General features: G+C 60.6%; 18 protein-coding genes and 1 pseudogene. 10 read left to right on the forward strand and 9 right to left on the reverse strand.

What is annotated here, in order from left to right; genetic code table 11:
* The first annotated feature begins 43 nt into the window (after positions 1–43).
* The gene (locus DI605_RS07055; RefSeq protein ID WP_293971123.1) at positions 44–1,174 is read left to right on the forward strand and encodes a hypothetical protein; all 1,131 of its coding nucleotides are present in this window, start codon (positions 44–46) and stop codon (positions 1,172–1,174) included.
* Between the two features lie 13 nt (positions 1,175–1,187).
* On the opposite strand, the gene DI605_RS07060 is transcribed toward DI605_RS07055, so the two are convergent.
* A complete protein-coding gene (locus DI605_RS07060; protein ID WP_293971126.1) occupies positions 1,188–4,073 on the reverse strand; it encodes a glycosyltransferase family 2 protein in 2,886 nt (961 codons plus the stop codon).
* A 251-nt stretch (positions 4,074–4,324) separates the two neighbouring features.
* Here DI605_RS07060 and rfbF point away from each other — a divergent pair, with 251 nt between their 5' ends.
* The 5 genes from rfbF to DI605_RS07085 are packed head-to-tail and all read left to right on the forward strand — an operon-like array spanning position 4,325 to position 11,351.
* A complete protein-coding gene (gene rfbF, locus DI605_RS07065) occupies positions 4,325–5,095 on the forward strand; it encodes a glucose-1-phosphate cytidylyltransferase (RefSeq protein WP_293971129.1) in 771 nt (256 codons plus the stop codon).
* Positions 5,092–6,177 (forward strand): CDP-glucose 4,6-dehydratase, encoded by a 1,086-nt coding sequence (gene rfbG, locus DI605_RS07070; RefSeq protein WP_293971132.1) that lies wholly within the window; start codon positions 5,092–5,094, stop codon positions 6,175–6,177. Before rfbF ends, rfbG begins: the two co-directional genes overlap by 4 nt.
* Positions 6,168–7,511, forward strand: a complete 1,344-nt coding sequence (gene rfbH, locus DI605_RS07075; protein ID WP_293971135.1) for a lipopolysaccharide biosynthesis protein RfbH — start codon at positions 6,168–6,170, stop codon at positions 7,509–7,511. Before rfbG ends, rfbH begins: the two co-directional genes overlap by 10 nt.
* The gene (locus DI605_RS07080; protein WP_293971139.1) at positions 7,508–8,404 is read left to right on the forward strand and encodes an NAD(P)-dependent oxidoreductase; all 897 of its coding nucleotides are present in this window, start codon (positions 7,508–7,510) and stop codon (positions 8,402–8,404) included. Before rfbH ends, DI605_RS07080 begins: the two co-directional genes overlap by 4 nt.
* A gap of 22 nt (positions 8,405–8,426) precedes the next feature.
* Positions 8,427–11,351 carry a hypothetical protein gene (locus tag DI605_RS07085; protein ID WP_293971141.1) on the forward strand — a complete coding sequence of 975 codons (2,925 nt, stop codon included), beginning with the start codon at positions 8,427–8,429 and terminating at the stop codon, positions 11,349–11,351.
* Positions 11,352–11,363: 12 nt separating this feature from the next.
* Here the strand turns inward: DI605_RS07085 and DI605_RS07090 are convergent, their stop codons facing one another.
* The gene (locus DI605_RS07090; RefSeq protein ID WP_293971144.1) at positions 11,364–12,275 is read right to left on the reverse strand and encodes an NAD-dependent epimerase/dehydratase family protein; all 912 of its coding nucleotides are present in this window, start codon (positions 12,273–12,275) and stop codon (positions 11,364–11,366) included.
* A 24-nt stretch (positions 12,276–12,299) separates the two neighbouring features.
* Complete coding sequence (locus DI605_RS07095; RefSeq protein WP_293971147.1) at positions 12,300–14,705, reverse strand: glycosyltransferase; 2,406 nt, start codon at positions 14,703–14,705, stop codon at positions 12,300–12,302.
* A gap of 628 nt (positions 14,706–15,333) precedes the next feature.
* Here DI605_RS07095 and gmd point away from each other — a divergent pair.
* Complete coding sequence (gene gmd / locus DI605_RS07100) at positions 15,334–16,323, forward strand: GDP-mannose 4,6-dehydratase (RefSeq protein WP_293971150.1); 990 nt, start codon at positions 15,334–15,336, stop codon at positions 16,321–16,323.
* A gap of 83 nt (positions 16,324–16,406) precedes the next feature.
* Here gmd and DI605_RS07105 read toward each other — a convergent pair.
* A pseudogene (locus DI605_RS07105) lies at positions 16,407–17,547 on the reverse strand (IS3 family transposase).
* Between the two features lie 274 nt (positions 17,548–17,821).
* Here DI605_RS07105 and DI605_RS07110 point away from each other — a divergent pair.
* Positions 17,822–19,060, forward strand: a complete 1,239-nt coding sequence (locus DI605_RS07110) for an FkbM family methyltransferase (protein ID WP_293971153.1) — start codon at positions 17,822–17,824, stop codon at positions 19,058–19,060.
* 295 nt (positions 19,061–19,355) lie between these two features.
* Here the strand turns inward: DI605_RS07110 and DI605_RS07115 are convergent, their stop codons facing one another.
* The 5 genes from DI605_RS07115 to DI605_RS07135 all read right to left on the reverse strand — a co-directional run bounded on the left by DI605_RS07115 (position 19,356) and on the right by DI605_RS07135 (position 23,835).
* A complete protein-coding gene (locus DI605_RS07115) occupies positions 19,356–19,775 on the reverse strand; it encodes a hypothetical protein (protein WP_293971156.1) in 420 nt (139 codons plus the stop codon).
* Entirely contained in the window at positions 19,772–20,314 is a 543-nt protein-coding gene (locus DI605_RS07120; RefSeq protein WP_293971159.1) for a glycosyltransferase family 9 protein, read from the reverse strand. The genes DI605_RS07115 and DI605_RS07120 overlap by 4 nt, the downstream gene beginning before the upstream one ends.
* The gene (locus DI605_RS07125) at positions 20,311–21,855 is read right to left on the reverse strand and encodes a hypothetical protein (RefSeq protein WP_293971162.1); all 1,545 of its coding nucleotides are present in this window, start codon (positions 21,853–21,855) and stop codon (positions 20,311–20,313) included. The genes DI605_RS07120 and DI605_RS07125 overlap by 4 nt, the downstream gene beginning before the upstream one ends.
* A gap of 46 nt (positions 21,856–21,901) precedes the next feature.
* On the reverse strand, positions 21,902–23,023 hold the full coding sequence (locus DI605_RS07130) for a polysaccharide biosynthesis/export family protein (protein WP_293971165.1): 1,122 nt from the start codon (positions 23,021–23,023) through the stop codon (positions 21,902–21,904).
* A gap of 149 nt (positions 23,024–23,172) precedes the next feature.
* Positions 23,173–23,835, reverse strand: a complete 663-nt coding sequence (locus DI605_RS07135; protein WP_293971168.1) for an ABC transporter ATP-binding protein — start codon at positions 23,833–23,835, stop codon at positions 23,173–23,175.
* Between the two features lie 393 nt (positions 23,836–24,228).
* Between DI605_RS07135 and DI605_RS07140 the strand changes: the two genes are divergently transcribed.
* Both DI605_RS07140 and DI605_RS07145 read left to right on the forward strand, forming a co-directional pair.
* Positions 24,229–25,074 carry a glycosyltransferase family 1 protein gene (locus DI605_RS07140; RefSeq protein WP_293971171.1) on the forward strand — a complete coding sequence of 282 codons (846 nt, stop codon included), beginning with the start codon at positions 24,229–24,231 and terminating at the stop codon, positions 25,072–25,074.
* Between the two features lie 38 nt (positions 25,075–25,112).
* Positions 25,113–26,381, forward strand: coding sequence for a glycosyltransferase family 1 protein (locus tag DI605_RS07145; protein ID WP_293971174.1), 1,269 nt, complete (start codon positions 25,113–25,115; stop codon positions 26,379–26,381).
* Positions 26,382–26,388 lie beyond the last annotated feature (7 nt).

Consider the following 26,388-nt stretch of genomic DNA (forward strand, 5'->3'; position numbering starts at 1 on the left):
ACCCGCGGCGGCGGGCCTCATAAATATGGCGCTACGTCGGGCTGTGCTCGCTGCATCGAGCAGCCCTGGTGATTTGCAGAGCCGCATAGACTGTGCCGAACTCGCACTAGCGCTCGACTTTCGCGACGAGGCCCGGCTTCTGTTCGAAACCATCTTCATCGCCGGAGGCTACGATGAAGCAGCTCTGGCAAGGCAGGAGCAACTACGTCGGGAAACGCTGCTTTGGGAACAAGGCGAGCTCAGGCCTCGTGGTGCCAGCAAGGATTGTGCTGCACTGCAGGCTAGGGTCGACTGTGCCGCGGCCGACCTCGCCGCCTGTCTCACAGTTGATGGAACTGCCAGCATAGCCTCGATAAACGATGGCAAGCCGACGCCTTCCGAATTGGCCGGCAATGAGGAACTGTCTAAGTTAACAGCGGATTTGGCTGGGCATGTTCATGCGACGCATCGCGCGTTGCAGAGCCCCCTAGCACCCGACGCTCTGGCCGAGACAATCCGCGCGCTCACCACACACCCGCTGGTTCGTGGGAAGTTTACGGCGCGCGATTATGTCGACGCGCCGATCCCAACGCTTATCGGCCTGTGCGCCGCCGAAGCAATGCGACATTTCTTAAAACGGCGGCACATCATTTTGTCGACGCGTCTCGCTTCACCGGCGCTGATTCACAAAACGGCCGGCTTCGCCCGAGCCTGCCTTGGCCCATGGCTCAGCAATGCGAGCTACCTCGTGCCCGACAATCGCGGCCTGATCAGCCTAGCCGCAGCCGCGTGCATGAAGGTGGGCTCGCAAGGCGAATTTCACAGCGCGCTGGCCTTGTTGTCGAGCGATCTCGACGAAGACCGCCTCGCCGACTTCATCGACCTATTGGCCGACCAGGGCTTGCTTCAAAGTCTCGATCTCCTCGCCGAACGCTATCGCATCTCAGCCACTGCGTCGGATCGAATCATACTGTGGCGGCTGAGGGACGCGGCCATAGATCTCGGCGCGATTGCTCTCGCAATCGACATGCAGGCGCTTCTTCTCAGGCTATCACCCCACTCGAAAGTAGAAGCAGAAGTTCTCGTCGAGCTGCGGACAAGCGACGTATCGAAAGGCTATGGTAGCACGACTGGCAGACGTGATCTCCGCCGATCGAGGAGACGTGCGCTGGGCTTTGCCGTCGAGGACGGTTGAGAAGCTCCTCTACCTACATGTCAATCCATGATACCAGACCGTGCTCTGCCGCGCGGAGCCGCACAGGGCGAGCAAGCTGATCAGCATAGACAGCCTCGAACCAGCCAACTAGCTGACTGATAGAATACACACCGACGCTGCTGCCGTGGAGACGCTCGGTCAGCCCCCAGTTCTCCGCCTCAATCGCTTGCGGCGTACCGCTCGCGAGAGTACCCGGGTCCTGCGCCGCGACCAAGGGGGCAATCGCCTCGTCCCCTTGCGACCGCACTGCAGCGACGGCTTCCGGCATCAAGCGCCCCTGTGCAATTAGCCCGTCCAATTCTGCCCACAGACGTGCCCGCCAAACTCGATAGTCAACGGGGAAACCGCCCTCACGTCCGCCGAGCAGCGAGGACGCGAGCAGCGCGCCTTCGTAGGAAAACGCTTGGAAGCCTAGGTAGTTGTAGCCCGAGCCCGCGTGAGAAGAGCCGATTTCGCGCTCCAGACTCACACCATAGGCTTGGCCAGCTGCGGGATCATGAAACAATGACGTGCCAATGCTCTTTGTGTGGCGACCGATCGCGACGATTGGGCGATTGACGAAGGCCACCCGGCGCGCCAGTCCTGCGGCGATCCGGCTGGTGGCATATTCCCCGATCCGCGGAATCATGTACGCGCCTCCTGTCAGCCGGCGAACTTTCTCCACCAGCGACCGCCGCACGACCGTGGCCCCGGTATGGCGGATATTGCTGTTGTTGATCAGGCGCCGCGCCGCGTCCGGCCCGTCAAGCATCACGGCTTCGTGTCCTAGCATCACGGGATCGACCGAATTGGCCAGCTCACCGACGAAGGTCGGCCAATAATAGCGTAGCCGGTTGCCGAAGATCAGTTCGATCTCGGGATCAGCCGCCACCTGTTCGAGCGCGGCTCGCCGCGACGGCATGACAAGATCGTCATCGCCGATATGCGAAAGCCATTCGCCACGTGCATGGCGATAGGCATTCTCTGCATTCTGCGCATAGTTGACGCGCGTATCCGTCTTCAGCCGGACGATCCGGTGGTCGGCAATTGACTGGATATAGTCATAGGTGCCGTCATCCGAACAATTGTCGCTGACGACGAGCTCCATGTCGTTCCCGCCGAAGGCGAGCAACGCCGGGATGGTCTCTTGCAGCAAGCTCACGCCGTTCAGGACGGGGAGCAGGACCGAATGGCGCGGTGCGATTGTTCGCGCGATGTGCGGCGCCTCCAGCCGGCGGATGCCGACATGATCCATTACGATCGACAGCGGCTTTTCCTGCCCCGGCGCGTCATCCGCCCTCAGCGCCCGCAATTGCAGGCGGGTCATGGGGCGTTCGACACAATCCGCAGGGATGATCGCGGTGACCGCCGTCGCACGATCGGTGATAAGCGGCATCGCGGCGATCTGCCGATTGTGCACGGACAGCGATAGCCACTGGCCCGTCACGCCAGCCAGCGGAGCGACCGAGAACGTCACTTCGTGATCCCGGTCGCCATCCAGTGGCAATCGGATCGCGCCCTCGGTTCCCTGTAGCCACCGATGCATGATGCCCCCTCCGTGGACCGGCGCTGTCCACGGCGAAGCGAACATCGCCGCCTCGTCGACGCGGTAGCGCATGACGGGACCGCGCGCCGGCATCCACGGCATATGCTCGATCTGTTCGAGCGCGAGCGCCGTTATGTCTTCTGGATCGGCCCATGCGTCCGCAAAATATCCATCCGCGCCGCGCGCGCGCCAGTAGCTGAGGCGGTCGCGCAGATGGCTCGCGAACCAACCCGGCCGGGCGACCCAGGCATCCAGATAGGAATAGTGAAATGCCAGCCACGCCGCCCGATCGGCACCGTCGATCACGGCCTCGAGCGCGGCGTCGATCGCGCCCACTCCGGCAAAATGTGTGAGCCTGTTGAGGTGGCTGTGCCCAAGGGCGACCAGGGGCCGATCCCAGAGCGTGGACTGGAACCCAACGCTGGAGCTGACGGTCGCCACCGCATCGACATAAGGCAAAAGCTGCTGCCCCCCAACATTGCCCAGCTCTCGCGCATCGATAAGATTAGGATAATCGCCGAGCGAGGCCGCCTCGGCTGCCCCAAGCCACGGCCGGTCGGGATGCTGACTGAGGATGACCGCGGTATCGGCAGGCGTCGCGCGCAATATGTCGAGCAGCATATGTCCCTGCGATCGATAGCTGCAGGAGCCGTCGAAGAAGAACGTACCGCTCACCTGGGACGCGACCAGAAGCGAGCGCGAGAAACCCGCAATCCGTTGCTGCGGGGCATCGGCATCGACGCTTGCATCGAGCGACCGCCGCATGGCCGCTTTATAGGCCGGGAAAACCTCTGCCGAGCGCGCACTAGCAACCACAGATGCGGCTGCTGCGAGAGCGGAGCGATCGTGGAAGCCGAGCGGATCGAGATAATAGCTGGGGACGAATGGCGCGCGCGAGGTGAGGCCCGTTTCCTTGTGCAGGATCAGGGCCTCCGGAAAGAGCGACCGCAGATGCGGCACCGGTACCCAGGTAATGATTACATCGGGTGCGAACGAGCCCAGCGCCTGCGCAACGATGGCGCGCATCGCCTTTTCGTGCCGCTCGGCCTGATCGCGCATAGCCGACCCTTCCGCGTCCGATCGACCGAAATAGCGATGGAACAGATAGTTAATGTCGAGGTGCGGCTCGTCGAGCGCGGCGAGGATGCGCCCCTCATCGACCTCCAGCAGCGCATCTTGCGGCAACCCGGCGCGGCGGGCGACATGCATTAACTGCAAGCCAACCAACATACGCGCATCGCAGCCATCGTCCCGCAATGCCCGCATCCAGGGCGCATCGCAGCCGATGTGCGGAGCCCGCCACAACAGCGAGCGATGATCGGTCAGCGGATCCTCGTAAAAAAGAATATTCATTTGGAATCCGGGGCTGCGGGCAGCGGGTGCCGCCGCGATGAAGAGGGGTCGCGACTGCCTAGACGCGCGCTCGACGGCAAGGCAAGGTATCACGGCAGAAACTCCGAAAGCGCGGACACCGGGCGATTGTTTAACGCCGCAGATCGTGGCAACGCCCCTCGGGCGACTCCCCGCGACGCGATATGCGCCTGCCTGAGCGGGCTCGCATCGCAGCGCACGGGGTCCTGATCTGGATCGACGGGAGCTCATTCATGAAGGCAGTCATCTTGGCGGGCGGGTTGGGATCCCGACTTGGCGAAGAGACGGTTACGCGACCTAAGCCCCTTGTGGAGATCCACGGCCGCCCGATCATCTGGCACATCATGAAGATCTATGATCGGTTCGGTATCAACGATTTCATCGTCTGCCTCGGCTACAAGGGAGACATGATCAAGGAATTCTTCTTCAACTATCATCTACACATGTCGGACGTCACGATCGATATCGGCCGCAACAGCATGGAAGTGCATCGCAACGCCGCCGAACCCTGGCGTGTGACCCTGATCGACACCGGCGCCGCATCGATGACGGGTGGCCGACTGAAGCGTGTCGCTCCGTTCCTGCGCGACGAAGATGCCTTCTGCATGACCTATGGCGATGGCGTCAGCGACGTCGATATCGGCGCCCTGATCGATTTCCACCGCGCACATGGCAAGCTCGCGACGCTTACCGGTGTCCGTCCGCCAGCCCGCTTCGGCGCGTTGACACTCGACGGCGATCGGATCGACCATTTCGAGGAAAAGCCGGTTGGCGACGGCGCCTGGATCAACGGTGGTTTCTTCGTACTGTCGCCAAAGGTGTTCGATTATATCGAGGGCGACGCCACGATCTGGGAACAGGAGCCGATGCGCCGGCTGGCCGCTGAAGGTGAACTGCACAGCTATCTGCATGATGGGTTCTGGCAATGCATGGATACGGTGCGCGACAAGCAATATCTGAATGAGCTTTTGGAAAGCGGCCGTGCGCCGTGGAAGACTTGGTGAGCGGCGATCATCTCTGGCGGGGTCGGCGGGTCTTCATCACCGGCCACACGGGCTTCAAGGGATCGTGGCTGGTCACGACACTGTCAGCCATGGGGGCGGAATTATATGGTTTTGCGCTGCCGGCACCCGCCCGGGGCGTGTTTCGCGCGGCTCAGGTCGAGCCGCTGCTCGCGTGCTCGACGATCGGCGATATCCGGGAGCCGAGCGGCTTGGCCGCGGCGCTGGCCGCCTCGCAGGCGGAGGTCGTGATTCACATGGCGGCGCAGCCCCTAGTGCGCTTTTCCTACGCCGAACCGGTGGAGACCTATGCCACGAACGTCATGGGCACGGTCCATCTGCTGGAGGCTGTCCGGCGCACGCCCAGCGTGCGAGCCTGCGTGATCGTCACGAGCGACAAATGCTACGAAAACAATGAATGGGACTGGGGCTATCGCGAGATCGAGCCGATGGGCGGCTATGATCCTTATAGCAACAGCAAGGGTTGCGCTGAGTTGGTGACCAGCGCCTATCGTCGATCCTTCTTCTCGGGCGAGGGAGCCGCGCGCGTGGCATCGGGCCGCGCCGGTAACGTAATCGGCGGTGGCGACTGGTCGGACGACCGCCTCATCCCGGATCTGATCCGCGCCTTCGTTGCGGGCGAGACCACCGCCATCCGCAATCCTAATGCGGTCCGCCCCTGGCAGCATGTGCTCGATCCACTGTTCGGCTACCTCGCCCTGGCCGAGCGCCTGCTGGCGGAGGATGGAGCACCTGCGGCCGATGGCTGGAATTTTGGCCCTGACGCCGCCTCGGAACGAACCGTCGGCGAGGTCGTGCAAGCGATGGCGGCACTCTGGGGCCCCGATGCTCGGTGGCAGATCATTCAGGGCGAGCAGCCACACGAGGCGGGATTTCTGAAGCTGGATTCGTCAAAGGCCAAGCGACTTCTGGGCTGGCGACCCGTGTGGCCGTTTGATACGGCGCTTGCTGAGACGACCGCCTGGTACACAGCCGAACGCGACGGAGCCGACATGGCCGCCTTCACGCGCCGGCAGATTGCAGCCTATCGAGAGTTCAAGACGCAATTGGGAGTATGCGCGTGAGCGATACGCGGACTAAGGAAGACATCAGAAACGAGATCGCGAAGCTCGTCGTCGAATATGCGGATGTCGCCCATGCGCCCCAACCCTTCGTACCCGGCAGTTCGCCGGTACCGGTGGCCGGGAAGGTCTATGGCTCGTCGGAGATGGTTTCGCTCGTCGATTCCGCGCTGGATTTTTGGCTGACGACGGGCCGCTTCAACGACGCGTTCGAGGAGCGGCTGTCGACCTATCTCGGGCTGGTCCGCGGTGTCCTCACGGTAAATTCCGGTTCGTCGGCGAACCTGACGGCGCTGACGAGCCTCACATCACATCTGCACGGCGAGCGGGCGCTGAAGCCCGGCGACGAGGTCATCACCGCAGCGACCGGTTTCCCGACGACCGTAAACCCGATCATCCAGAACAATCTGGTGCCAGTGTTCGTGGACGTCGACATACCGACCTACAATATCGATCCCGCGCGGATCGAAGGTGCCGTTTCAGAGCGCACGCGCGCAATTATGATCGCACACACGCTCGGCAACCCCTTCGCGCTCGACGAGGTGATGCGGGTCGCGCGCAAGTATAATCTCTGGGTGGTCGAGGATTGCTGCGACGCCCTCGGCGCGACCTACGAAGGCAAGCTCGTCGGCACGCATGGCGACATCGGCACGCTCAGCTTCTATCCGGCGCACCATATCACGATGGGCGAAGGCGGCGCGGTGTTCGCACGCCGCGCGATCGTCAAGCGGGCGATGGAATCGATCCGCGACTGGGGCCGAGACTGTTATTGCGCGCCCGGCCAGGACAATACCTGCAAGCGCCGTTTCGGCTGGAAACTGGGCGATCTCCCGCTCGGCTACGATCACAAATATACCTATTCGCATCTCGGATATAATCTTAAGATCACCGACATGCAGGCCGCTGTCGGCCTCGCGCAGATGGACCGGATCGACTCCTTCGTCGCCACGCGCCGCAGCAATTTCGCCTATCTGAAGACGATGCTCGCGCGTCACGAGGATGTCTTCATCCTGCCGGAAGCGACGCCGAAGAGCGATCCGTCATGGTTCGGTTTCTTACTTACGCTGCGCCAGGGCGTCGGCTTCACACGCGACGACCTTGTACGCTACCTGAATGATAGGAATGTCGCGACACGCCTCCTGTTCGGCGGCAACCTGATCCGCCAGCCCTATATGAAGGGCCGGACCTACCGCGTGTCGGGTGACCTGCCCAATGCCGACAAGATCGTAGACGACACGTTCTGGATCGGCGTCTATCCGGGCCTGAGCGAAGCGCATCTTGATTATGTCGGCGAGGTGATCGACCGCTTTTTGATGGGCGACCGGATTGCTGCATGAGCGAGACGGCACGCAAAGTCGTTTTGATAACCGGCGGCACAGGTTTTGCAGGTCGGGCCGTCGGCCGATTGTTCGAGAAAAATAATTGGGCTGTCGAGACGATTACGCGCGGGGAAAGCAGGCTCGGCCTGCACCATTATGACGGCACATTCGATAGCCTGAACGCAGTGATACAGAGTGTCACACCTGCGGTGGTAGTGCATCTCGCTGCTCTTGTTCCGGGCGCCGGACAGAAAGAAGATATAGATAACTTTATCGACGCGAATATTCGTTTACCCTTGCATTTGCTCGAAGCTATGGCGAGTGGGGCTTGCCGCAGGATCGTTGTTGCAGGCACATTCTGGCAGCATCGGTTAGGAACGGACGACTACGCACCGGTCGATTTGTATGCGGCAACAAAACAAGCATGTTTTGATCTACTTCAACACTATGTGGATAATGCCGGCTTCAGTGCGGTGGAGCTGCTTCTTTTTGATATTTATGGCCCGGATGACCACCGGCGAAAGCTTATCAATCTCCTGATCGATAACTGCCTGACCGGCGCACCTTTGGACATGACGCCAGGCGACCAAGAGATTGATCCAGTTCATGTTGAGGATGTGGCCAGCGCATTCGTTGTTGCAGCCACCCGAACCGGCCTGAGCGGGCCGGGCAAGATCGAGCGCTTCGCCGTTCGATCGGCCGCGCCGGTCACCGTGCGTGAACTCACAGCGACCATCGAAAGACTCTCCGGCCGCCCGCTTGATATCCGGTGGGGGGCTCGCGCCTATCGAGAACGCGAAGTCATGAAAATATGGCGTGGAGCAATCTTGCCCGGCTGGAATCCCCAAATTTCGCTCGACGCCGGCCTCACCGAACTGATGGTCAAGCGCGGCGTCCTCCGCTCGCAATAGAATGATACCGGATTCAAGCAGTATGAGTCTGAACACACCCGATGCGATTTGGGCGAAAGTTTCTTCCGCGGACCCGAACCGGTCTGCCGATGAGATCTGTCAGCTCGCGGATGAGCACTTTGAAGACATTGCCGGAACTATCCCACCAGACGGCGCTGCATTGCAGGTCATCATTCAGGCGGCATGCAGCCTTGGCCGATTTGATCTCCTTACGCGCCTCGCGCTTAGGCTGGCCGACAAGCCCGAACACTGGCATGTGACGAAAGAGACTGCCTCCCTCCTACATCATTTAACCCTGATCGCGGAATGGCCTGCAGCAACGACGATCCTCCACAAAGCGTCGTCCGACGGCCACCGCGGCTTCGCTGAAATAATTTCCGCGACCAGCGAAGTGCGTTTTCTCCGGGCGCTCGACAAGATCGACATTTCCTCCAGCACATGGCTATCGCATATCGTCCTGCTTATCGCACTAGCCAGGCAGCTAAGATGGCACGCCGGCTTCCGGCGCGCGCAGTATCTGCTCATCTGCGGCATCACTCCCGATCGGTTGGCGGAACTCCCTCAACTCTGGCAAGCACTTGATCTGCCGATGACTGCATTGCCCTCGATTAAAGCACACGTCTCACGCAAATGGCGCGGCCCGGAGCTTGACGAAGATTGGCGGCGGTGCCTCAACATCTTTCGCGAAGACCCGACCATAGAGACGGCACAAGTTGTTTGGCAAACTGCCGATCTACATGGACGAACCGGCCCCCTGCTGGTTGCCGCCCCTCTTTCTGGCGCGGCCCGGAGCGCTCTCGCGGGGCGCATGGCCGCCACCATCCCTGCGAATGCCAGCCCTATATGGATTTACATGACTTGGCGCGAAGGCGCCGATCAGCTTATAGGCGCGGTCTGCGGCTACCTAGATGTAAACAGTCGTATCACCATATCAGTTGGCGGCGACGGCGGTTCGGCCGACCTGCAACGAGCGTCGGCCGCTCTACTTGCAACTCGTCTTTATATGTTCGCTCGCCCGGTTGTCACTTGGGGCGGAGCTAAGCTCTTCTTCCAAAATTTGCTACCAGTGGTCGAAGCTTTCAACGAGCAAACCGTGGGTACGGCATGGCTGTCTATCGTCTGCGATCGATCCTTCCCCCTCCACGGAATCGCGCATTTCGCGCATCGTTTGGCGGACAAGCATATCATGTCGCGCCCTGGATTGCTCGATGCCCCCCATTCGTGGCATCGCGAGTGGGAGGACGAAATAGTCCAGACGCTTCCTGCCCGCCTCTCCTCCGCCCTCAATGAACTTTTTTCACGAGGCACCGCCAAACACCTGATCGACCTAGTCGGACCAGATTCGTCTTATTTTCCGCCTAATGATTTCCGGCTCAACCAGTGCCACGTTAACTTTGGCGGTTCACCGCGCGCAGTCCAGGGAGAAAAGCGGTTCGCCGCCCAGAGCTATGCCATATCGGCTTATAACGTCGACTTCCGCTGGATGTCCGTCGCTCGACTGGCTGAATTCGTTGATGTGGGAACTGAGGTGGGTACAACATTTGCCAGGGCGCTGCATCCTTGGATAGTTGAGTGGATCCATGAGACGCTGAAGCCGCTCAATACAAGGATAGGCGAACCGTTTTTCGTTGCCGACCGTCGTTATACCATGCATCTACTCGCTAATCCCGATCGATTCCGCCTTTTCGCGGCGATGAGTTTCGGCATGGGCCCGGAGATGAACTTCTTCGATACTTACGCCTGGTCGAACGATCTCGTAGATCACTTTCTGCACCTTTTCGCGCGACAGCCCATGGAGGAGGTCGATAGCAAATTACTGGACGCGGTTCTGGAAGACGCCGACTCAACAGGTCACCAATATGTGAGAAAAGCAGTTCGCGATCCTTACGATCAACTGCTAAACACCCTCGCTCGGCGGTTGATCGACGACGCTGGCTGGTCCGACATCTATTGGGCGATCCCAGGCCCCAAGGTTACCACGATGCCGGACCAAATTCTTCCGGCGCTCGACGCGCATTTAATGGACGTATTGGTTGGATTACCGCTCGTGGTGCGCGACCTTCTGGGACGCCGCGTTCAAAAGGGATCGCTCACGCCCGATGGCGAGGTGCGAGGTCCAGAAGGTACATATGGTCGCTGGCGATATGCCGAAGGATGGCTGCTCATAGACTTCGATGATCCGCAGCTTGGAACGAAACGTTATACCGGCATCGGTGCGAACGCGACGACGCTCACCCTGGTGCCCGACGAGATTGTCGATGTATATAATGGCTGGAGCGCCTTTCTAGATTTCGATCTCGCCGCAATCGACGTGTCGGAACGGATTATTGTACAACTCAATCCAGACACTATTATCGGCCATGATCTGCTTTGGATTGGGGGCACTCAGCAAGAAGCGTGTTTGCTGGCGGCGTTTGCCGATCTGGGTCGCTCTGTTCCGACGCCGACGCTACGCTACGCGGGACGCGCCTTAGAGTTCCGGAGCGGCAGCCGAGGGAGCCTTCTTCTCGCTACTGTCAATGGATGGCCAGCCCTACTTCGTTTGAGGGGCGCCGCTCATGCCAATGGCAGGACCGTTATACAGACCTCGTCAGCGGATGACGAAGATCACGAAAGCTGGGCTTCCGCGCAAGGGATTCAACCTAGTTACACGCTTTCAACGCTGGATCTGCGCGGCCGCTGGAAAGCCGAAACGTTTTCCGGACAGCATTTGATCGAGTTGCGAAACGACGGTTCAATTCGGGATGAGGAGGGGGTCGTGCTCGGCCGCTGGCTGGCCCGCGAGGGAAGTCTTACGCTCGTCGGTCTCGACAAGCTACGCATTGCCGTAGCAACTCAATTCCAAGTTTTTGACGGACTTTGGCGGCTCACCGGCTGGGCAAGACCTAATCTTCAGGAAACACTCAGCTTTTCTCTTTCTCAAATCCAACGACCTGACAGGGAGTAGCGCTACAAAAGCCTAGCGGCGAAAAGCCCCGGCCGATCGTACATACCAATCGTAGGTCTGGATCAGGCCATCGCGGAGCGAAATCCGAGGACGAAAGCCTGTCTCGGCCAGTCGCGACACATCATAGCTGCGCTCCAGTTGCCCGTCTGGCTTGCTCGCATCCCACTCGATCTTGGTCACGCCGCTGTGTTGGCTTAATATCTCCACCACCGTGCGGATGGGCACGGTGGCACCGGTCGCAACATTGAAGGGGCCCTCTCCCTCCGAGATAGCGATCAGCGCCGCAGCAGCATCAGGACCGTAGAGGAAATCCCGCTCGGCGCGCCCCGTGCCCCAGATCCTAACCGAGCCGCCAGTACGCGCAGCTTCGTGAAATTTGACCACGAGCGAAGGGATGACATGTCCGTTTTCGGGATCGAACCGGTCATCCGGACCGAAGATGTTCGTCATAATGGGGTAGACGAAGCGCAACCCAAACTGCGCGGCATAGGCCTCGAGCTGCGCCAGCATGGCGCGCTTCGCATGCCCATAGGCCCTCTCCGAACCATGCGGGGCGCCATCCCAGATCGCGCTCTCTCGCACGGGACGAGGCAGGTCGGACGAATAGGCGGCAACGGTGCTGACCGCCACGATCTTTTCGCAGCCGGCCCGCCACGCCGCGTCAATCAGATTGGTGTTGATCCGTATATTGTCGCGGTACATTTCGGCTGGGAAACGCGCATTGCCGCCCAAGCCGTGAACACGTGCGGCGAGATGATAGACCAATCGCGGGCGATGTTGTGCTAGAAAATCCTCGGTTGCGCTCTGGTCCCGCAGATCGACATCCGCGCTCGTCAACGGGAGAACAGGCTCGTTGTTTCCGCTGCGCAGCGCCTCGACAAGCGGCCGGCCAAGCACTCCGCTGCTACCGGTAACGAGGATCACGCGCGCGCTGCTCCGCCTAGATCTTCAAAACAATTCATCAACATCATCCTCTGTCTTGCCGCCCTCATGGGAACCAAGCGAGACCGCGACCTCTGGCTCGCCTCCGAAAACACCGATGCCTGTCACCGCAAGCCCAAGCAATCGGCCATCAAGAAGATTGCCGTTCTTATCTTCTGCGATTTCCGCATGCCTCAGCCTTATCTCCAGATTATACTGGGCTCCTATCGGTGCTAGCGTACCAAGCGACACGTCAATCACATTCTGACGGTCCTCAAGTATCAAGTCATCGAGACGCTGCTTGTTCAGCGAAAAGCGCATGATCTGCCGCTCGCCCTCTTCCGAGCATCGCCCCCACAAGCCAAGCCGTAGGACGGGCCGGATCACGGTCTGCGACACCCGAAAGCGGATCGAGGCACTTGTACCGGCCATCCAGGTAAGGCCGGGCTCCGGCTCATAGAAGCCACGGACGAGGGCCTCAGAACCCGAACCACCCTCACCAGCATCGTGCATCTTGTTCGGCTGCAGAACCGGCAGTTCGACGCTGGCTTGAGGCATGACACCGAACGCTATCAGAGCAACGGCCAACTCCCGACTATCATTGAGGCCGGCATCAGGACTGACAGGCTCGAGATGATCAGGCACGATCTCCAGACGGATGGCGCGTGACGCCGTTAGCAGGTTGCGCGGTATTCGCAGCCGCACCGTGCTGAGCTCTTCGGGTACAGGGAGATAGGCGCACGACATGCCGTTGATCAGAAAGGTGCAATGCTGCTGCCGGCCGGTCTCAAGCGATCGCCGGCCCGACATCGTCAGCGCGATCTCCGGGTCCTCAGCGGCGATGTCGGTGGCCAGCTCGAAATTGATGACACCGCGTTCTGCCGCCAGCCAAGTCAGATCCGGCTCCGGCTGCGAGAAGCCGGCAGCAAGGTAGCTCGCGCCGTCGCCGCCAGCGATTGTTTCGAGCATCTTTCCCGCTATAATCAGCCCCTTAGACGATCCGCGGCCGGCCGCCTGGATCACGCCCGACAAAGGCTCCGCGTCGGCTTTTGCATAGCGGCGTTTCAGTTCGGGCCAATTGGCATGCTGAGCCACTCGATCGCGGATTGCTTGACACTGATACTCGGCGGGTTCTGCGGGACTGCGAGGCGGGGCGGCGAGCGCCTCATCGAGCACAAGGCTGGCATACCCCGTCTGCGCAACCGGCCCCTCTAGTAAGGCGGCGAGCTGAAAATAGCGATGCTCCTCGCCGTCCATCAGCGCCATGAGTTCGGCAACGCCCCCCTTCGCTAGGCTCTTTCGGAAGAGAAAGCGGCCTCTTGGTGCCGTCGCACCGGTGACATTCGCGACGGTATCGAAACTCGTTGCCCGTAACTCCAAGAGCGTCCGGGCGCGGCTCACTGGCCCATTGTACGTCTCGCGGAGCATCGCCGACGATGCCATCGCCGCACTCGGGTTATCGGCCAATGCCCGTGTCAAGCTGGCGAGGTGATCAACGAAAACGATCTCATTCGTTCCGGCGATCAGGAAGGAAGGCGTGCGCAGATCTGCCAGAATTCTCAGCACGATGGGACCTGTCCTCTCTGACACCGGCTTGATGCCGTCAAAGACCGAAGGGGAAGGATCGTAGGCGCACGGATGGATCGTTAAGGCGCGAATCGCTCCGCCCGTCCGCTCATCCGCCAATTGTTGGGCTACCGCCGGATCGCAAATGACATGCAGGTTGATCGCGCTACGCAACTGGCCTCGATATTCTTCGATGCGATCTCTGATGCGAGCCGGCGCGCCATAATCATCGATGAGGATGACCGTCGCCTCGGCGTCAGCAAGAAAATTCCGACCGAAATGCGCGACGCGCTCGTCATGCGTCTCGAACAACTGCTCGATGCTGCGCTCGAGGGAGCAGAGTTCCCTCAGGATGCGCTGACCTTCGAGTACGCGCCGACGGGCCTCAGCCGTGTCGGACCGGATCTCACGCACCGCTTCCAGCACAAGTTGCCCCAGTGCATCCTCGCCACGGCTGTCATCCACCAGATAGACGACATCCCTGAAATGTTTATCAATAATAGGATTGGGTGTCGCGATCACAGCGCCGCCACCCGCAAGCCCCTCAAACAGCCGATTGCTCATGATGCCCGCACGCTTGTGTGGCCCGGACGATAAAGCAAGGCAGATGCCGGCCCGGTTGATCGCCCGCTTCACGCTTTGACCGTCGAAGGGGAGCTCGCCCTCATAGGTCTTGAAGCCCTCCCAAGGCGCGACGCCCAGGATCTTCTCGGGCCCATAGATTGACGTGAGCCCTTTTGAGTCTAGCGACACCAGCACATCATGGAAACGCCCCTTGGGTCGCCCGATGCGTTCCCAATTTATGCCAATGTAGAAGAGCTTGGCGTCAGCATCGATGGCCGGTTCCAGATAAGGCTCCGCAACCATATGGAACATCCGCGGCAAAGGCCCGGACGGCCTCCTACCAAGCCCAGTAAAGATGTTGAGAGCATGCGCATCCGCGATGTCGGAGTCGCACGATATAAGATCATTGTGCGTGGAGAATTTATCTATACTCGGTTGGTAGCCAAAATCGTAATAGAAATCTATTGGCTGCCAAATCGTATAATAGCTATATATATCCAACACACGAGGAGATTCAAAATGTAGCGCGATCGAAAAACGGACGGAGTCCCTTGGCAAAACCTGCCCCGCGCGGAGCCCCATTCCCGGACTACTCCATACGACGACACCATTGTTGTCTATGACAGCGACCGATCGACCAATGTTCGCGGCCGCCCCAATTAATCGCTGGACAACCTCATACTCGGCATTCCGCAAGTCGGGCCAAGTGTGAATGATCGCGAACGAATCAGGCATGAGAGTTCCGACTAGAGGGTCCGCGCCGCAAAGGCCGCCGCATGGCGGATCATCGACCCGGTTGCCGCTGACTATCAAGCTGCACTGGCGGCGCAAGCCTTCGTTCAATTTTGCACACCGGACTTGCGAACCGAGCCGCAACGCGGGCATAGCCGCGCGGGTGCGACATCACGGTCGAGCATATAGCGGAGATTAAATGAAAAAGCGTGCGATCATTACCGGGATTACCGGGCAAGACGGCGCTTACCTAGCCAAGTCGCTGCTGAACAAAGGCTATGAGGTGCATGGCATGGCGCGGCGTTCGTCGCACTCTGGTATTACAGAGCACCGCCTGCGCTGGCTGGGTATCGCAACGCTCGTTAAGTTACACGAGGCCAATCTGTCCGATCTCGCCTCGCTGATGAGGGTTATACAGGAAGTGCAGCCTGACGAATTCTATAATCTCGGCGCCCAATCGTTCGTCGCGACGTCGTGGAGCCAGCCGATAGTTACCGCCAACATTACGGCTGTCGGCGTCACGAACGCTCTGGAGGCGATCCGCATCATCAAGCCCAATACACGTTTCTACCAAGCATCATCCTCGGAAATGTATGGCTTAGTCCAGCAGCCCGTACAGAATGAGCGAACACCGTTCTATCCGCGCTCACCTTATGCTGCAGCGAAGCTCTACGGTCACTGGATTACGGTCAATTACCGTGAAAGCTTCGGCATGCACGCCTCGTCGGGCATTCTCTTCAACCATGAAAGCCCGCTGCGCGGAATCGAGTTCGTGACCCGCAAGGTCACGGACGGGGTAGCACGCATCAAGCTGGGGCTCGCAACCGAATTGCGTCTTGGCAATATCGACGCGAAGCGCGACTGGGGCCATGCGCGCGATTATGTCGAGGCGATGTGGATGATGCTCCAGGAGGACGAACCTGACGATTACGTGATCGCCACGGGCGTGACGACCAGCGTACGCGAGATGTGCCAGTTGGCCTTTGATCGCGTGGGTCTCGACATGAATGACCATCTGGTGATTGACGAAGCACTGTTCCGTCCTTCGGAAGTCGACATCCTTCTCGGCGATCCTGCAAAGGCGAAGCAGAAGCTCGGCTGGGCACCGACCGTTAATCTGAAGGAGATGATCGACGAGATGGTTGATGCCGACCTTAGCCGCCTGTCTGGGGCGCTCGCCCACAGTTGAACGGCAGAAACAGGGGATTCGTGGCGCGATACTACTCCCCGATCTTCAGCACTCCTAGATCAGTTTGAGTAGCCCCTAGTTTTTTAGACGCCTTGCGCTTTCAAAATCTGCTGCCGTTCGAACTCGACGGGCGACAGCATCCCGTTCCTGACGTGCTTGCGCACCGGATTGTAGAACATCTCGATGTAATCGAACACGTCCTGCCGGGCTTCCTCGCGGGTTTTGTAGGTCCGACGCCGGATGCGCTCACGCTTGAGCGAGGGGAAGAAGCTCTCGGCCACGGCATTGTCGTGGCAGTTGCCGCGTCGGCTCATCGAGTGCTCAAGATTGTGAGCGCGGATGAAGGCAGCCCAGTCCATGCTGGTGAACTGCGATCCCTGGTCCGAATGGATCAGCACCCGGCACTTCGGCTTGCGCCGCCATACCGCCATGTTCAGCGCCTGCAGCACCACATCCGTGGTCTGCCGGCTCTGCATCGACCACCCCACCACGCGGCGAGAATAGAGATCGATCACGACGGCCAGATAGGCGAAGCCTTCCAGGGTGCGAATGTAGGTGATGTCTGTCACCCAGGCCCGATCTGGCGCAGCTACGTCGAACTGGCGATCCAGGGTATTATCAACCGCCAGGGACGGCTTGCCGCCATAGCTTCCCGGTCGACGCTTGTAGCCGACCTGTGCCTTGATGCCCGCCAGCCTGGTCAACCGGGCAACACGGTTTGGACAGCAGGTCTCGCCGTGATCCAGCAAGTCATCGTGCAGCTTGCGGTAGCCGTAGACCTTGCCGCTGTCGTTCCAGGCCTGCCGTAGCAGTTCCGTCTGTCGAGCATCTTCCCGTGCCCGCTGGCTCAGCGGGCTCTTTTGCCAGGCATAATAGCCGCTGGGCTGGATGCGCAGGCACCGGCACATCGAGCGAACCCCAACTGGTCACGATGCTCGGCAACAAACGCGTATCTCACTTTGCATCCCTGGCGAAATACGCGGTGGCTTTTTTTAGGATGTCGCGCTCCTCGGTCACCCGGGCCAGCTCGCGCTTCAACTGGCGGATCTCGGCATCCTTGCCGGCATCGCCGGACACTTGCCTGCCCAGTTGTCGCTTCCACGCATACAGCGAGTGCGGGCTGACCCCGAGCCGCTGCGAAACCTCCGCTACCGGATAACCGCGTTCGGTGATTTGGGCCACCGCATCTCGCTTGAACTCATCGCTGAAATTGGGTTTCCCCATCATCGCCTCCTGTCCTCAAAATTAGGATCGAAGGCGTCCAGAAATCTTGGGGCTACTCAGACCATCAAACCGTGGGATCAAACAGCTACCTTCCTCGGCGCCATCCATCTCGCCGCCGCCATCATGCGGCCCCCGCCGAGACAGCCTGTGTTCTGCCGACATCCAGCGTCTTGCGAAATGCGGCAAGGTGTCGCTAAGCGCAGCTATGCCGTCCTCTCTGTCTCGTCGGGTTGGAAGCCTCCTTGGCCGCCGCCCTTCTCCAACCGCGCGCGCATTGGAAGCGCTGAGCATACGTCTTGCCGAGATGGACAGGACGCTGCGGCGCATCCAGCGCGACGTCGAGCAGGTGAAGCTCTTCTCGAGTACGACGCTGGGTAACGATCGAGCAATCGCACTGCTCGCAACCGGCGAACGCATTCTCCTCGATCCGCGCGACCGCGGCTGTGGACTGAACCTGCTGAGCCAGGGGCGGTATGAGGAGACCGAGATCAACGTATTACGACGCTTCGCACGCCCGGGGACGGTGTTTCTCGATATCGGTGCGAACTACGGCTACTATACGGTTTGCGCAGCGCCTTATCTGCGCCCGGGCGGCCGCGCGATCGCGTTCGAGCCTAACCCTCATATTCACTCTCTGCTTGCCGAGACACTCTACACGAACAATCTGGGCGACGTCGCAGAGGCGCGTTGCCTCGGGGTGTACGATCGGAACGACACTCTGCGCTTCGAGATCGACGAGACGGGTCCCGGCGGTGCGCATATCCTGTCGTCCGATCAGGTCGGCGCAGCGCACACAAACGTCATCGAGGTGCCTGTCGTCCGGCTCGACGATCACTTGCCGGCCGATCTGATCGTCAATCTCGTCAAGATCGATGTCGAGGGGCGGGAAGAACAGGTGCTTCGCGGTATGTGCGGCACGATCGCGCGATCACCGGACATCGTGATTATCATGGAGATCTATCGCGGTTTTTTCCGGAACGACGAAGCCTTCACCGGTTTCCTCCGATTCGTGGAGGAAGATCTCGGCCTCACGATCAGCCTGATAGATCCAGCGGCACGCCTGATGCCGGCATCGCGACAGTTGCTCGCTTCAGGCATGAGGAATGTTGTGCTGTCCAAAGGCGCGCCGCCGCGCCTGCCGGCGCTCACAATTTTGCCCGCCGCCCTCGATGCGGGACGCGATAGCGTGCGCGGTGATGAGCAAATTCACTGGCGACAGGAATCGGGTGCGTCGCGTGCAACTACGCCGATTGCAAATGGCCCCTACGTTTTCTTGCCGGCAGGCACGTATCACCTCGTGATCGAGGGGCTGTTTTCGGGACGGTTCACCTGCCAGCTCTTAGAGAATGTAGGCGATCTTATTTGGCAGGCGCGGTTCGATGGTGGCACGCGGCACAGTTTCCGGCTGTTTTTACCTTTCGACATGCCGCGCTTCGAGATTGCCTTCTGGCCGGCTGACACCGAGCAGGCAGAGTTCAGCCTTATCTCGGTCACGCTCTGGAACGAGGAATAAGATGGGACCGACCTCATCCAATCGGGTCGGCATCGCCTCCTTGCTCTTCCACCACGTCGTCATGCGCCTGCTTGGCAGTGGCGAGCAGGAAGGTAACGATCGCTAGCGCGCCGATTACGATCGGCGCCGACGACGCCGAGATTTTCGGTGCCCATTGTGAAGCACATGGCTATCGAAACGGCCCGACTATCGTTTTCGATCCGCTCGGGCGTCGTTTGTGTCGCCGCGCTAGCTTCGAACACCCGACAGTGCGACAAAAAGCCGCTTTCGTAGAGCGCAGGCTACAAACCCCAGATCACGCCACCGCCGTGGGAGGAAGCGGACCAGCAGACGGGCTGGCATCCACCGAAGGCTCGCCCCGCACCAGACTCTGTGAGAACAGAACGTCCAGGCTTTTGCGTAGACTGTCCGTTTCCCAGTCGACCGACTTGGCCAACGCGACGAGCTTGCGCCGTTGTACCTCCCCGCGCTTCTCGCTCTCCTCCACCTTGCGGTCAAGCGCCACGATTCGACGGGCGAGCGCGCCGAATTTTTCGAGTTCTCCATCAAGGCGTTGCCCGAGTCCGCGCACCTCACCTGCCAGCCTTTCGGCCGCACTCCGCCCCTCCTCAAGAGTTGCGACCCGTTCGCGCAAAATCGCAACCTCCCCGACGAGATCTGTCACGATCCGCTCCAGGCGCGCACGATCGGCAGCACTCCCGAACAGGATACTCATCCCGCTTTTCCTTTCCTGGCGCCAGCATGATTTCCACAATCAAGCGCAGCGATAACGGCGTCGGCCACGTTGGTAGCATTGATATCGCGCAAGCAGGCCTTGTCGTAGGGGCAAATCATGCGATGATCGAGGTGGCAGGGTGAACAACCGATCGCACGCGAGATCAAGGTGACATTCGCTCCAGTCGGCCGCCATTCGAGCCGCTGATGCGATCCACCGAACACGCAAACCGTCGGCACGCCCATCGATGCCGACAGATGAGCGATACCGGAATTGTTGCCAACCACGCAGCCGGCGCGCCCGATCTCGCGCACCACCTCATCCCACGCCAGCCGCCCACATTCATTCACGACCCGCTCCGGATCGGCATAGCGGACGATGTCGCGCGCGCGGATCGCTTGGCTGGGCGTACCGATCACGCGGATCCTGCCTCCCCCCATCCAGCGGTCACTCAACTCGCCGATCAATTCCGCAAACCTCTCTGCCGGCCAGTCACGTATGTCGCTGTTAGAAAACGGCGAGATGACAATGTCGCTCATCTTCCCTGCGAAACCTGAACGAGCGACCCCGCCTCACTGGTCCGCATAACGACGAGCTCGATCAGGAGACGCAAATATTCGGATTGATGGAGAACTCCGCTAGCGCCCTGCTTCACCAGCCGCCCACCGTAAAAGCGGAAATCGGGCACAGGCTCCTGATCGACTGCCTGGAAGCGAAACTCGAAACGGGCCGGCTTGGTGACCTCAAAACTCAGCCTGATGTCGCTCGGCTCGGACAATATCCCGTAAGCCACTCGCTCGGCCTCCAGCGCGATATCGTAGCCAAGCAACCCGGGCTTGGCATGTTCGACTTCCAGGAACGGCTCGAACATGTACCGCCCGGGCTCGAGGTGGCGATAGGGTCCCCAGATAATTGCACCCCGTTCCGGCCGGACGAGCTGCCCGTCACAGGAAACCTGATAGTGTGTGCGGTAGCAATAGCCCTGCACGTTAAAGTGATGGAGCGGGATCCGATCCTCCCACGCCGCCTCGACATGATGGCGCGTGACGTCAACCGGCAGGAAGATGTCGAGGAACGGGAATTCGCCCTTGGTGCCCATACCTGCGCGGAGGGTCGCGCGAACGTCACGCAGGAAGAAGCGGGTATCCGGATCGGTGCGCAGATCGATGGCCAGGTCATAATTGTCCGAGATCAGCGCATCGAAAAGCGCCTTTTTGCCCGGAACGTCCACGGCCTCCTCGCTGGAATTGCGAGGATAGGCCGCAAAGGGAACAATCCTGTCGAACAGCCCGCGAGAGTGAGCGATGGATTCGTTCCAGGGTCCGACCACGAGCGTGATTTCGGAGGCGGGAAAGGCCGCCCGCAATCGATCGAGCGCGGGCAACCCCATCACGAAGTCACCGAGATGGTCGAGCTTTAACACCAGAATGCGGTGATGCGGCCGACCACGCGCCATCTCGACACGCGTGCGCGGCGGCTCGAAGGCATAAGAGGGCCTAGAAGCTTCCGGCTCGTCGCGATCCTCGAGTTGCCAATCGGGGGGCGCGATCCGCTCGATTACAGCAGCGACATCGTAAAAGCCCGTCGGCACATGGTCGCGCTCAAGCGAGTAATCATAGTCGCTGTCGATGTCGCCGATCCAGCGGAGTCGGTAGCTGTTGGGTGGTAGCGCCTCTTCGATTTCCGTAGCTAGCGACGAGGGCGTGTACAGCCGCCGCTGCTCCGGCCGCCAGCGCGACGGCAGCATCGATTGCCGTTCGAAAAGGAAGGCATGCGGCACGGTGATAACGAGATAGCCACCTATTGGCACGGATGCGAACCAATCTTGGATCGCGGCTCGATAGTCGGCAATGTCCTGAAGCCGATACCCGGCAAAGACGACACGCCCGGTCGAGGAGGCGAGAAAGTCGGATGGATCGCTCGTCTTTTTTTCGCTCGCGGCCGGCACGACGTCCGCCCCCTCGAGAAAACGAGCCAGAGGCGTCGCCAGATAATCGGTGTAAGTGATAGACGGCAGCGATGCCGACGAGGGTAAAATCTTCGCGCGAGCCATCCTGCCTTCATCCTGCGCCGCCGACACCGCCGCCCGCTCTATGGCGAACAGTCGCGCGGTTGTTGCGGTCTTATCAATTATTTCGGGTTAGAACGCGAGCCGTCACGAACGGCGAGAAAAGCTGATTGATGATGTTGACAAGCTTCGCCGGCCTGTTGGCGGCAGCGTTAGCGATGTAGATCACATCCTTGTCGCGGACCGCAAAACGCTGCGACAGAAAATAGCTTGCGGGCTCCATCATGTTCAGGCGGTAGATCACAGGCAATTCGCTACCATCTCCAGCGGAGCGCGGATCATAGCGAAACAAAAACACTGCCGACGGATCCGCCTGTGCATCCTGCGGGCCACCAGCGCGCGCCACCGCTTCGGCCAGTGAGACGTCACCCGTTTCGAACGGCACCTGAGCGACCTTGCTCGTCGCGCCGAGGATGATGAAGCTGCGTGGTCGCTTTATAAGTTCAACCCGGTCGCCAGGCATTAACACCAGATCATCCGGCGCGCCGGCGCGAATCCGCCCGAGCCGTTCTTCCAGCGTTTGGTTGCCCCGATTGAAGCGGACGATCGTGTCCTCAGCCGAATAGGCGGCGCCTCCGCTCAGCGCGACCGCGTCCAGTAGCCGCTCGCGCTGAAGGCTCAGGTCGAACCGGCCGGGTTTGCGCACATCGCCGCCCACGAACACGGTGTTGCTCAGGTTGAGCCGAACGGCCACGAGCGCCTGCGGACTCTGCGACTTGCCGCGTAGGCCTTGGACAACCATATCCTGTATTTCAGCTGTCGTGCGGCCGGCCACGTGCAACTTGCCGATATAAGGAAGCGTGATGTCCCCGCCGCGATCGACAACGATCGCCGGGAAAGCCTCACCGCGAGCCGAGGGATCATAGGCCTGGCCGAGGTCGCGCCCCCCTCCGGTGCCGAAGAGGGTCACGCCCACTTCGTATATGTTGATCGAGATGACGTCGCCTAGCCCGACAACATCGTTCCGCCCTTCGCGCGCAAGGCTCGCAAGCGTCGGCTGCGCCTCGTCAGCAAGCTTCGCGCGCGCCTCAATCTCACCGGCGACCGAGCGGGTAATGTCAACGATCCGGAAGGAAATCGGGCTATTACGCGCGGCGCCGTGTTCGATCTCGCGCGCCGTGGGGCCACTTGCCGGCAGCGTTGCGCATCCGCTCAACAAGGCTGCCAATGTCACCATCATGCATGAACGAAGCGCAAGCGGAACGCGAAGTGCCAAGACCTTAGAACCTTCTAGAAGACGGGCGGATCGCCGTTCGTTGTATGCGGCAGGCTACCGGACGCAGTGTCTAGGCGTGGCGAGTAACCGAATCAATCGCTCGCGGGGAGCGTTCAGCGCAAGCGGCGCTGGAGCCGCGTGTGCACCTCGCTTGCCTCGTCCACGGTATCGAAAAAGACGACCGATCCACCGTAGACGACCGCGCCACGAGTGCAATATTGCTTGAGAGTGCCCGGATCATGCGAGATCATGACTAGTGAGGCATGATCGCGGCGGTGAAGCAGCGCTTCCTCTGAGCGCGCACGGAAGCGCTCGTCACCAGCGCCCGTAACCTCGTCGACCAGATAGCATTCGAAATCAATCGCTAGCGAGATACCGAAAGCGAGCCTAGCCCCCATGCCGGCCGAATAGGTCTGTACGGGCTGATAGAGGTAAGGGCCGAGCTGGGCGAAATCCTCGACGTAGGCGAGCAGTTCATCCTCGGGCTGGTTATAGATGCGCGCGATGAAGCGGGCATTGTCCGCACCCGACAGGCTCGACTGGAAGCAGCTGCCAAGACCAATGGGCCAGGACGTACTCATCTCACGAATGATCTTGCCGCTCGTCGGCTGCTCGACACCGCCCAGCAGCCGCATGAGCGTGGATTTGCCGGCCCCGTTTGCACCGCAAATGCCGATGCTTTCACCTTTACGGATCGTAAAGTTTAGGTTGTTGTAGACCCGCTTCTCAAACTTGCGGATATGATAGGTCTTGGAAACGTTTTCGAACCGGATCATGCCCGCCTTACCTCGACACAGGACCGCCGCTCACGCGGCGCACTTGGCAACCTCCCTTAAGCGTTGATGCTCCGTCCGCAAAACGTTCCCTTGGCGCTCGACGGTCGGATGCTGGTCCATGGGGGAACCGGCGTAGCTTCCTATGCACGGGCGCTGGCATATGCGCAGCGCAGCCTCTCCGCCTGCGCGCTCACCCTTCACGATGCGTCGTCCGACGGTGGCGGCTCAGGCGGGAGATGGGGTCGACGACTCCGGGCTCTATGGCCAGGCGAAGTCCGGATCCGACGAGAGGAAGATGCGTTCCGCGCACCCGACTTGTTTCGGCTGGCGCAGGTCTATTTCGATGTCCACCGACGCCTACTACCTGTGCGTCCCCCGATCTGGGGGGGGATCATGCACTGGACCTATCCAGTACCGCTTAGGATTCTCGGCTGGCGAAATGTCTATACCATCCATGATGCGATCCCGCTTACCGCACCGAATCTGACGTCGATCGATGGCCGCCGACACACGCGGTTGCTCCGGCAAATTGCGGAGACGGCGGATATGCTGGTGACGGTTTCGGACGCTGCTGCGCACGACATCACGGCCGCCCTTGGAATTGCACCGGGACGCATTGTGAATTGCTCGCTGGCGATCAATCTAGCTGGCGCTCCAGGTTTACCGCCGGCCGGTCTTCCGATCGGGCGCTATCTGCTCGCGATCGGTACGGTCGAGCCACGCAAGAATATCATCCGACTCATGGAGGCGCACCGACGAAGCGGCTCAAAATTGCCGCTGGTTATTGCGGGTCCCACCGGACCGGGCGCCGAGGCGACCGCGATCGAGCGCGAGATCGCGTCAGCGGAGCAGGTCATCCGCCTATCTTATGTGGCAGCATCTGACATGCCAAGGCTGATCGCGAACGCGCGCGCTCTGGTCATGCCATCGCTTGCGGAAGGCTTCGGCCTGCCCGTTGCCGAAGCGATGAGTCTGGGCACGCCCGTCATCACCTCGAACCGTGGTGCCCTTGCGGAAACCGCCGGAGGCGCAGCGCTCCTCATCTCTCCCGAAGACGTCCCGGCGATCGCTGCCGCGATTCAGCGGGTGAGCGAAAGCGACACGGAGCATGCGCGACTCGCCCAAGCAGGCCGCGACAATGCCCGACGCTTCACGATGGCACCCTTTGTGGAGCGGCTCGGCACGCTCTACCAATCGCTGTTGCCACCGCACGTCGCCTTGGATACCCGCCCGGAATGAACAGGATCCGGATCGGCATAGACGGCTATAATCTGGCGTTGCCGAACGGCACGGGTGTCGCGACCTATGGCCATACGCTCGCCTCGGTCTTGCTTGAACGCGGTCATGGCGTGGAAGGCGTGTTCGGAATCGATCCTGGGCAGGATCCGGCAGTGCGCGACGTGCTCTTCTTCGAGACGCTGGGTCGCCCCGCGCCGGAGCGCACACCTGAGCAACGCCGCCGAGAAAAACGAAGGCTGCGCCGGACCGCACTCCTCCCTTTTCTCAGGACGAGGGCTATAGATATCCCGTTGACGGGACGCATCGTTCAGGAGCAGCTCGCCGAGCGAATTCCCGCTTTTACACGCATTGTCAGCAAGGCACGGCTGTTCGATCTCGCGCACCGGCATTTCGCTTATTACGGACGTATGCTGCCCTTAGAAATGGCGGATCCGCCCTCGATCATGCACTGGACCTATCCGGTGCCGATCCGCTTGGCCGGCGCGCGCAATCTTTACACGCTGCATGATCTGGTTCCACTCCAGCTTCCTTATACGACGCTGGACAGCAAACGCGGCTATCGCCGGCTCATCGCAACGATCTCCGCAGGCGCCGACCACCTCTGTACCGTATCCGAGGCGAGCAAGGCGGCTATTATCGCGGAGTTCGGGATCGATCCGGGGCGGATTACGAACACATGGCAATCGGCGACCGTCCCACCCGACTTTCTGGCCCGCGATGTTGCCCAAGACGCCGCGATCATCCGCAACACCTTCGGCCTAACGTTTCGCAGCTATTTCCTGTTCTTCGGCGCCATTGAGCCCAAGAAGAATGTGGGCCGGCTCCTCGAAGCCTATCTGTCACTCGAGACCGAGACGCCGCTCGTCGTCGTCGGCGGCCGCGGTTGGCAGAATGAGGACGAGTTCGCCCTGCTCCAGCATGCGCCAAAAGGCCCCAAAGGCAGCGAGAGGGTAATCAGGCTGGAGCACCTTTCCCGCCCCCTCCTGCTGCGCCTGATCCGGTCAGCGCGCGCGGCACTGTTCCCCTCGCTCAGCGAAGGCTTCGGTCTTCCGATCCTCGAGGCCATGCAGTTTGGCACACCGGTGCTCACCTCGGCGATCAGCGCCATGCCCGAAGTCGCCGGCGACGCCGCGATCCTGATCGATCCCTATGACACAGCGGATATCGCCCGCGGCCTCGCGGCGCTTGACGACGATGCCCAACTGCGCGCGCGGTTGAGCGCGCTCGGCCCGAAGCGCTCGGCCTTCTTTTCGAAGGACCTCTATGCCGATCGCGTGGAGGCGATGTACGCTGGGCTGCTAAAATAGCGGGCCC

Source organism: Sphingomonas sp. (assembly GCF_003248515.1).
In the GTDB taxonomy this organism is placed as follows: Bacteria; Pseudomonadota; Alphaproteobacteria; order Sphingomonadales; family Sphingomonadaceae; genus Sphingomonas_I.

What these genes read in the sequence shown, in the direction of transcription:
- DI605_RS07120 (WP_293971159.1), bottom strand. Translation starts at nt 20,314, where the DNA reads ATGAGCGACATTGTCATCTCGCCGTTTTCTAACAGCGACATACGTGAC.
- DI605_RS07060 (WP_293971126.1), bottom strand. Translation starts at nt 4,073, where the DNA reads ATGAATATTCTTTTTTACGAGGATCCGCTGACCGATCATCGCTCGCTG.
- rfbH (WP_293971135.1), top strand. Translation starts at nt 6,168, where the DNA reads ATGCGCGTGAGCGATACGCGGACTAAGGAAGACATCAGAAACGAGATC.
- DI605_RS07085 (WP_293971141.1), top strand. Translation starts at nt 8,427, where the DNA reads ATGAGTCTGAACACACCCGATGCGATTTGGGCGAAAGTTTCTTCCGCG.
- DI605_RS07140 (WP_293971171.1), top strand. Translation starts at nt 24,229, where the DNA reads ATGCACTGGACCTATCCAGTACCGCTTAGGATTCTCGGCTGGCGAAAT.
- DI605_RS07130 (WP_293971165.1), bottom strand. Translation starts at nt 23,023, where the DNA reads ATGATGGTGACATTGGCAGCCTTGTTGAGCGGATGCGCAACGCTGCCG.
- rfbF (WP_293971129.1), top strand. Translation starts at nt 4,325, where the DNA reads ATGAAGGCAGTCATCTTGGCGGGCGGGTTGGGATCCCGACTTGGCGAA.
- DI605_RS07080 (WP_293971139.1), top strand. Translation starts at nt 7,508, where the DNA reads ATGAGCGAGACGGCACGCAAAGTCGTTTTGATAACCGGCGGCACAGGT.
- gmd (WP_293971150.1), top strand. Translation starts at nt 15,334, where the DNA reads ATGAAAAAGCGTGCGATCATTACCGGGATTACCGGGCAAGACGGCGCT.
- DI605_RS07095 (WP_293971147.1), bottom strand. Translation starts at nt 14,705, where the DNA reads ATGGTTGCGGAGCCTTATCTGGAACCGGCCATCGATGCTGACGCCAAG.
- DI605_RS07115 (WP_293971156.1), bottom strand. Translation starts at nt 19,775, where the DNA reads ATGAGTATCCTGTTCGGGAGTGCTGCCGATCGTGCGCGCCTGGAGCGG.
- DI605_RS07135 (WP_293971168.1), bottom strand. Translation starts at nt 23,835, where the DNA reads ATGATCCGGTTCGAAAACGTTTCCAAGACCTATCATATCCGCAAGTTT.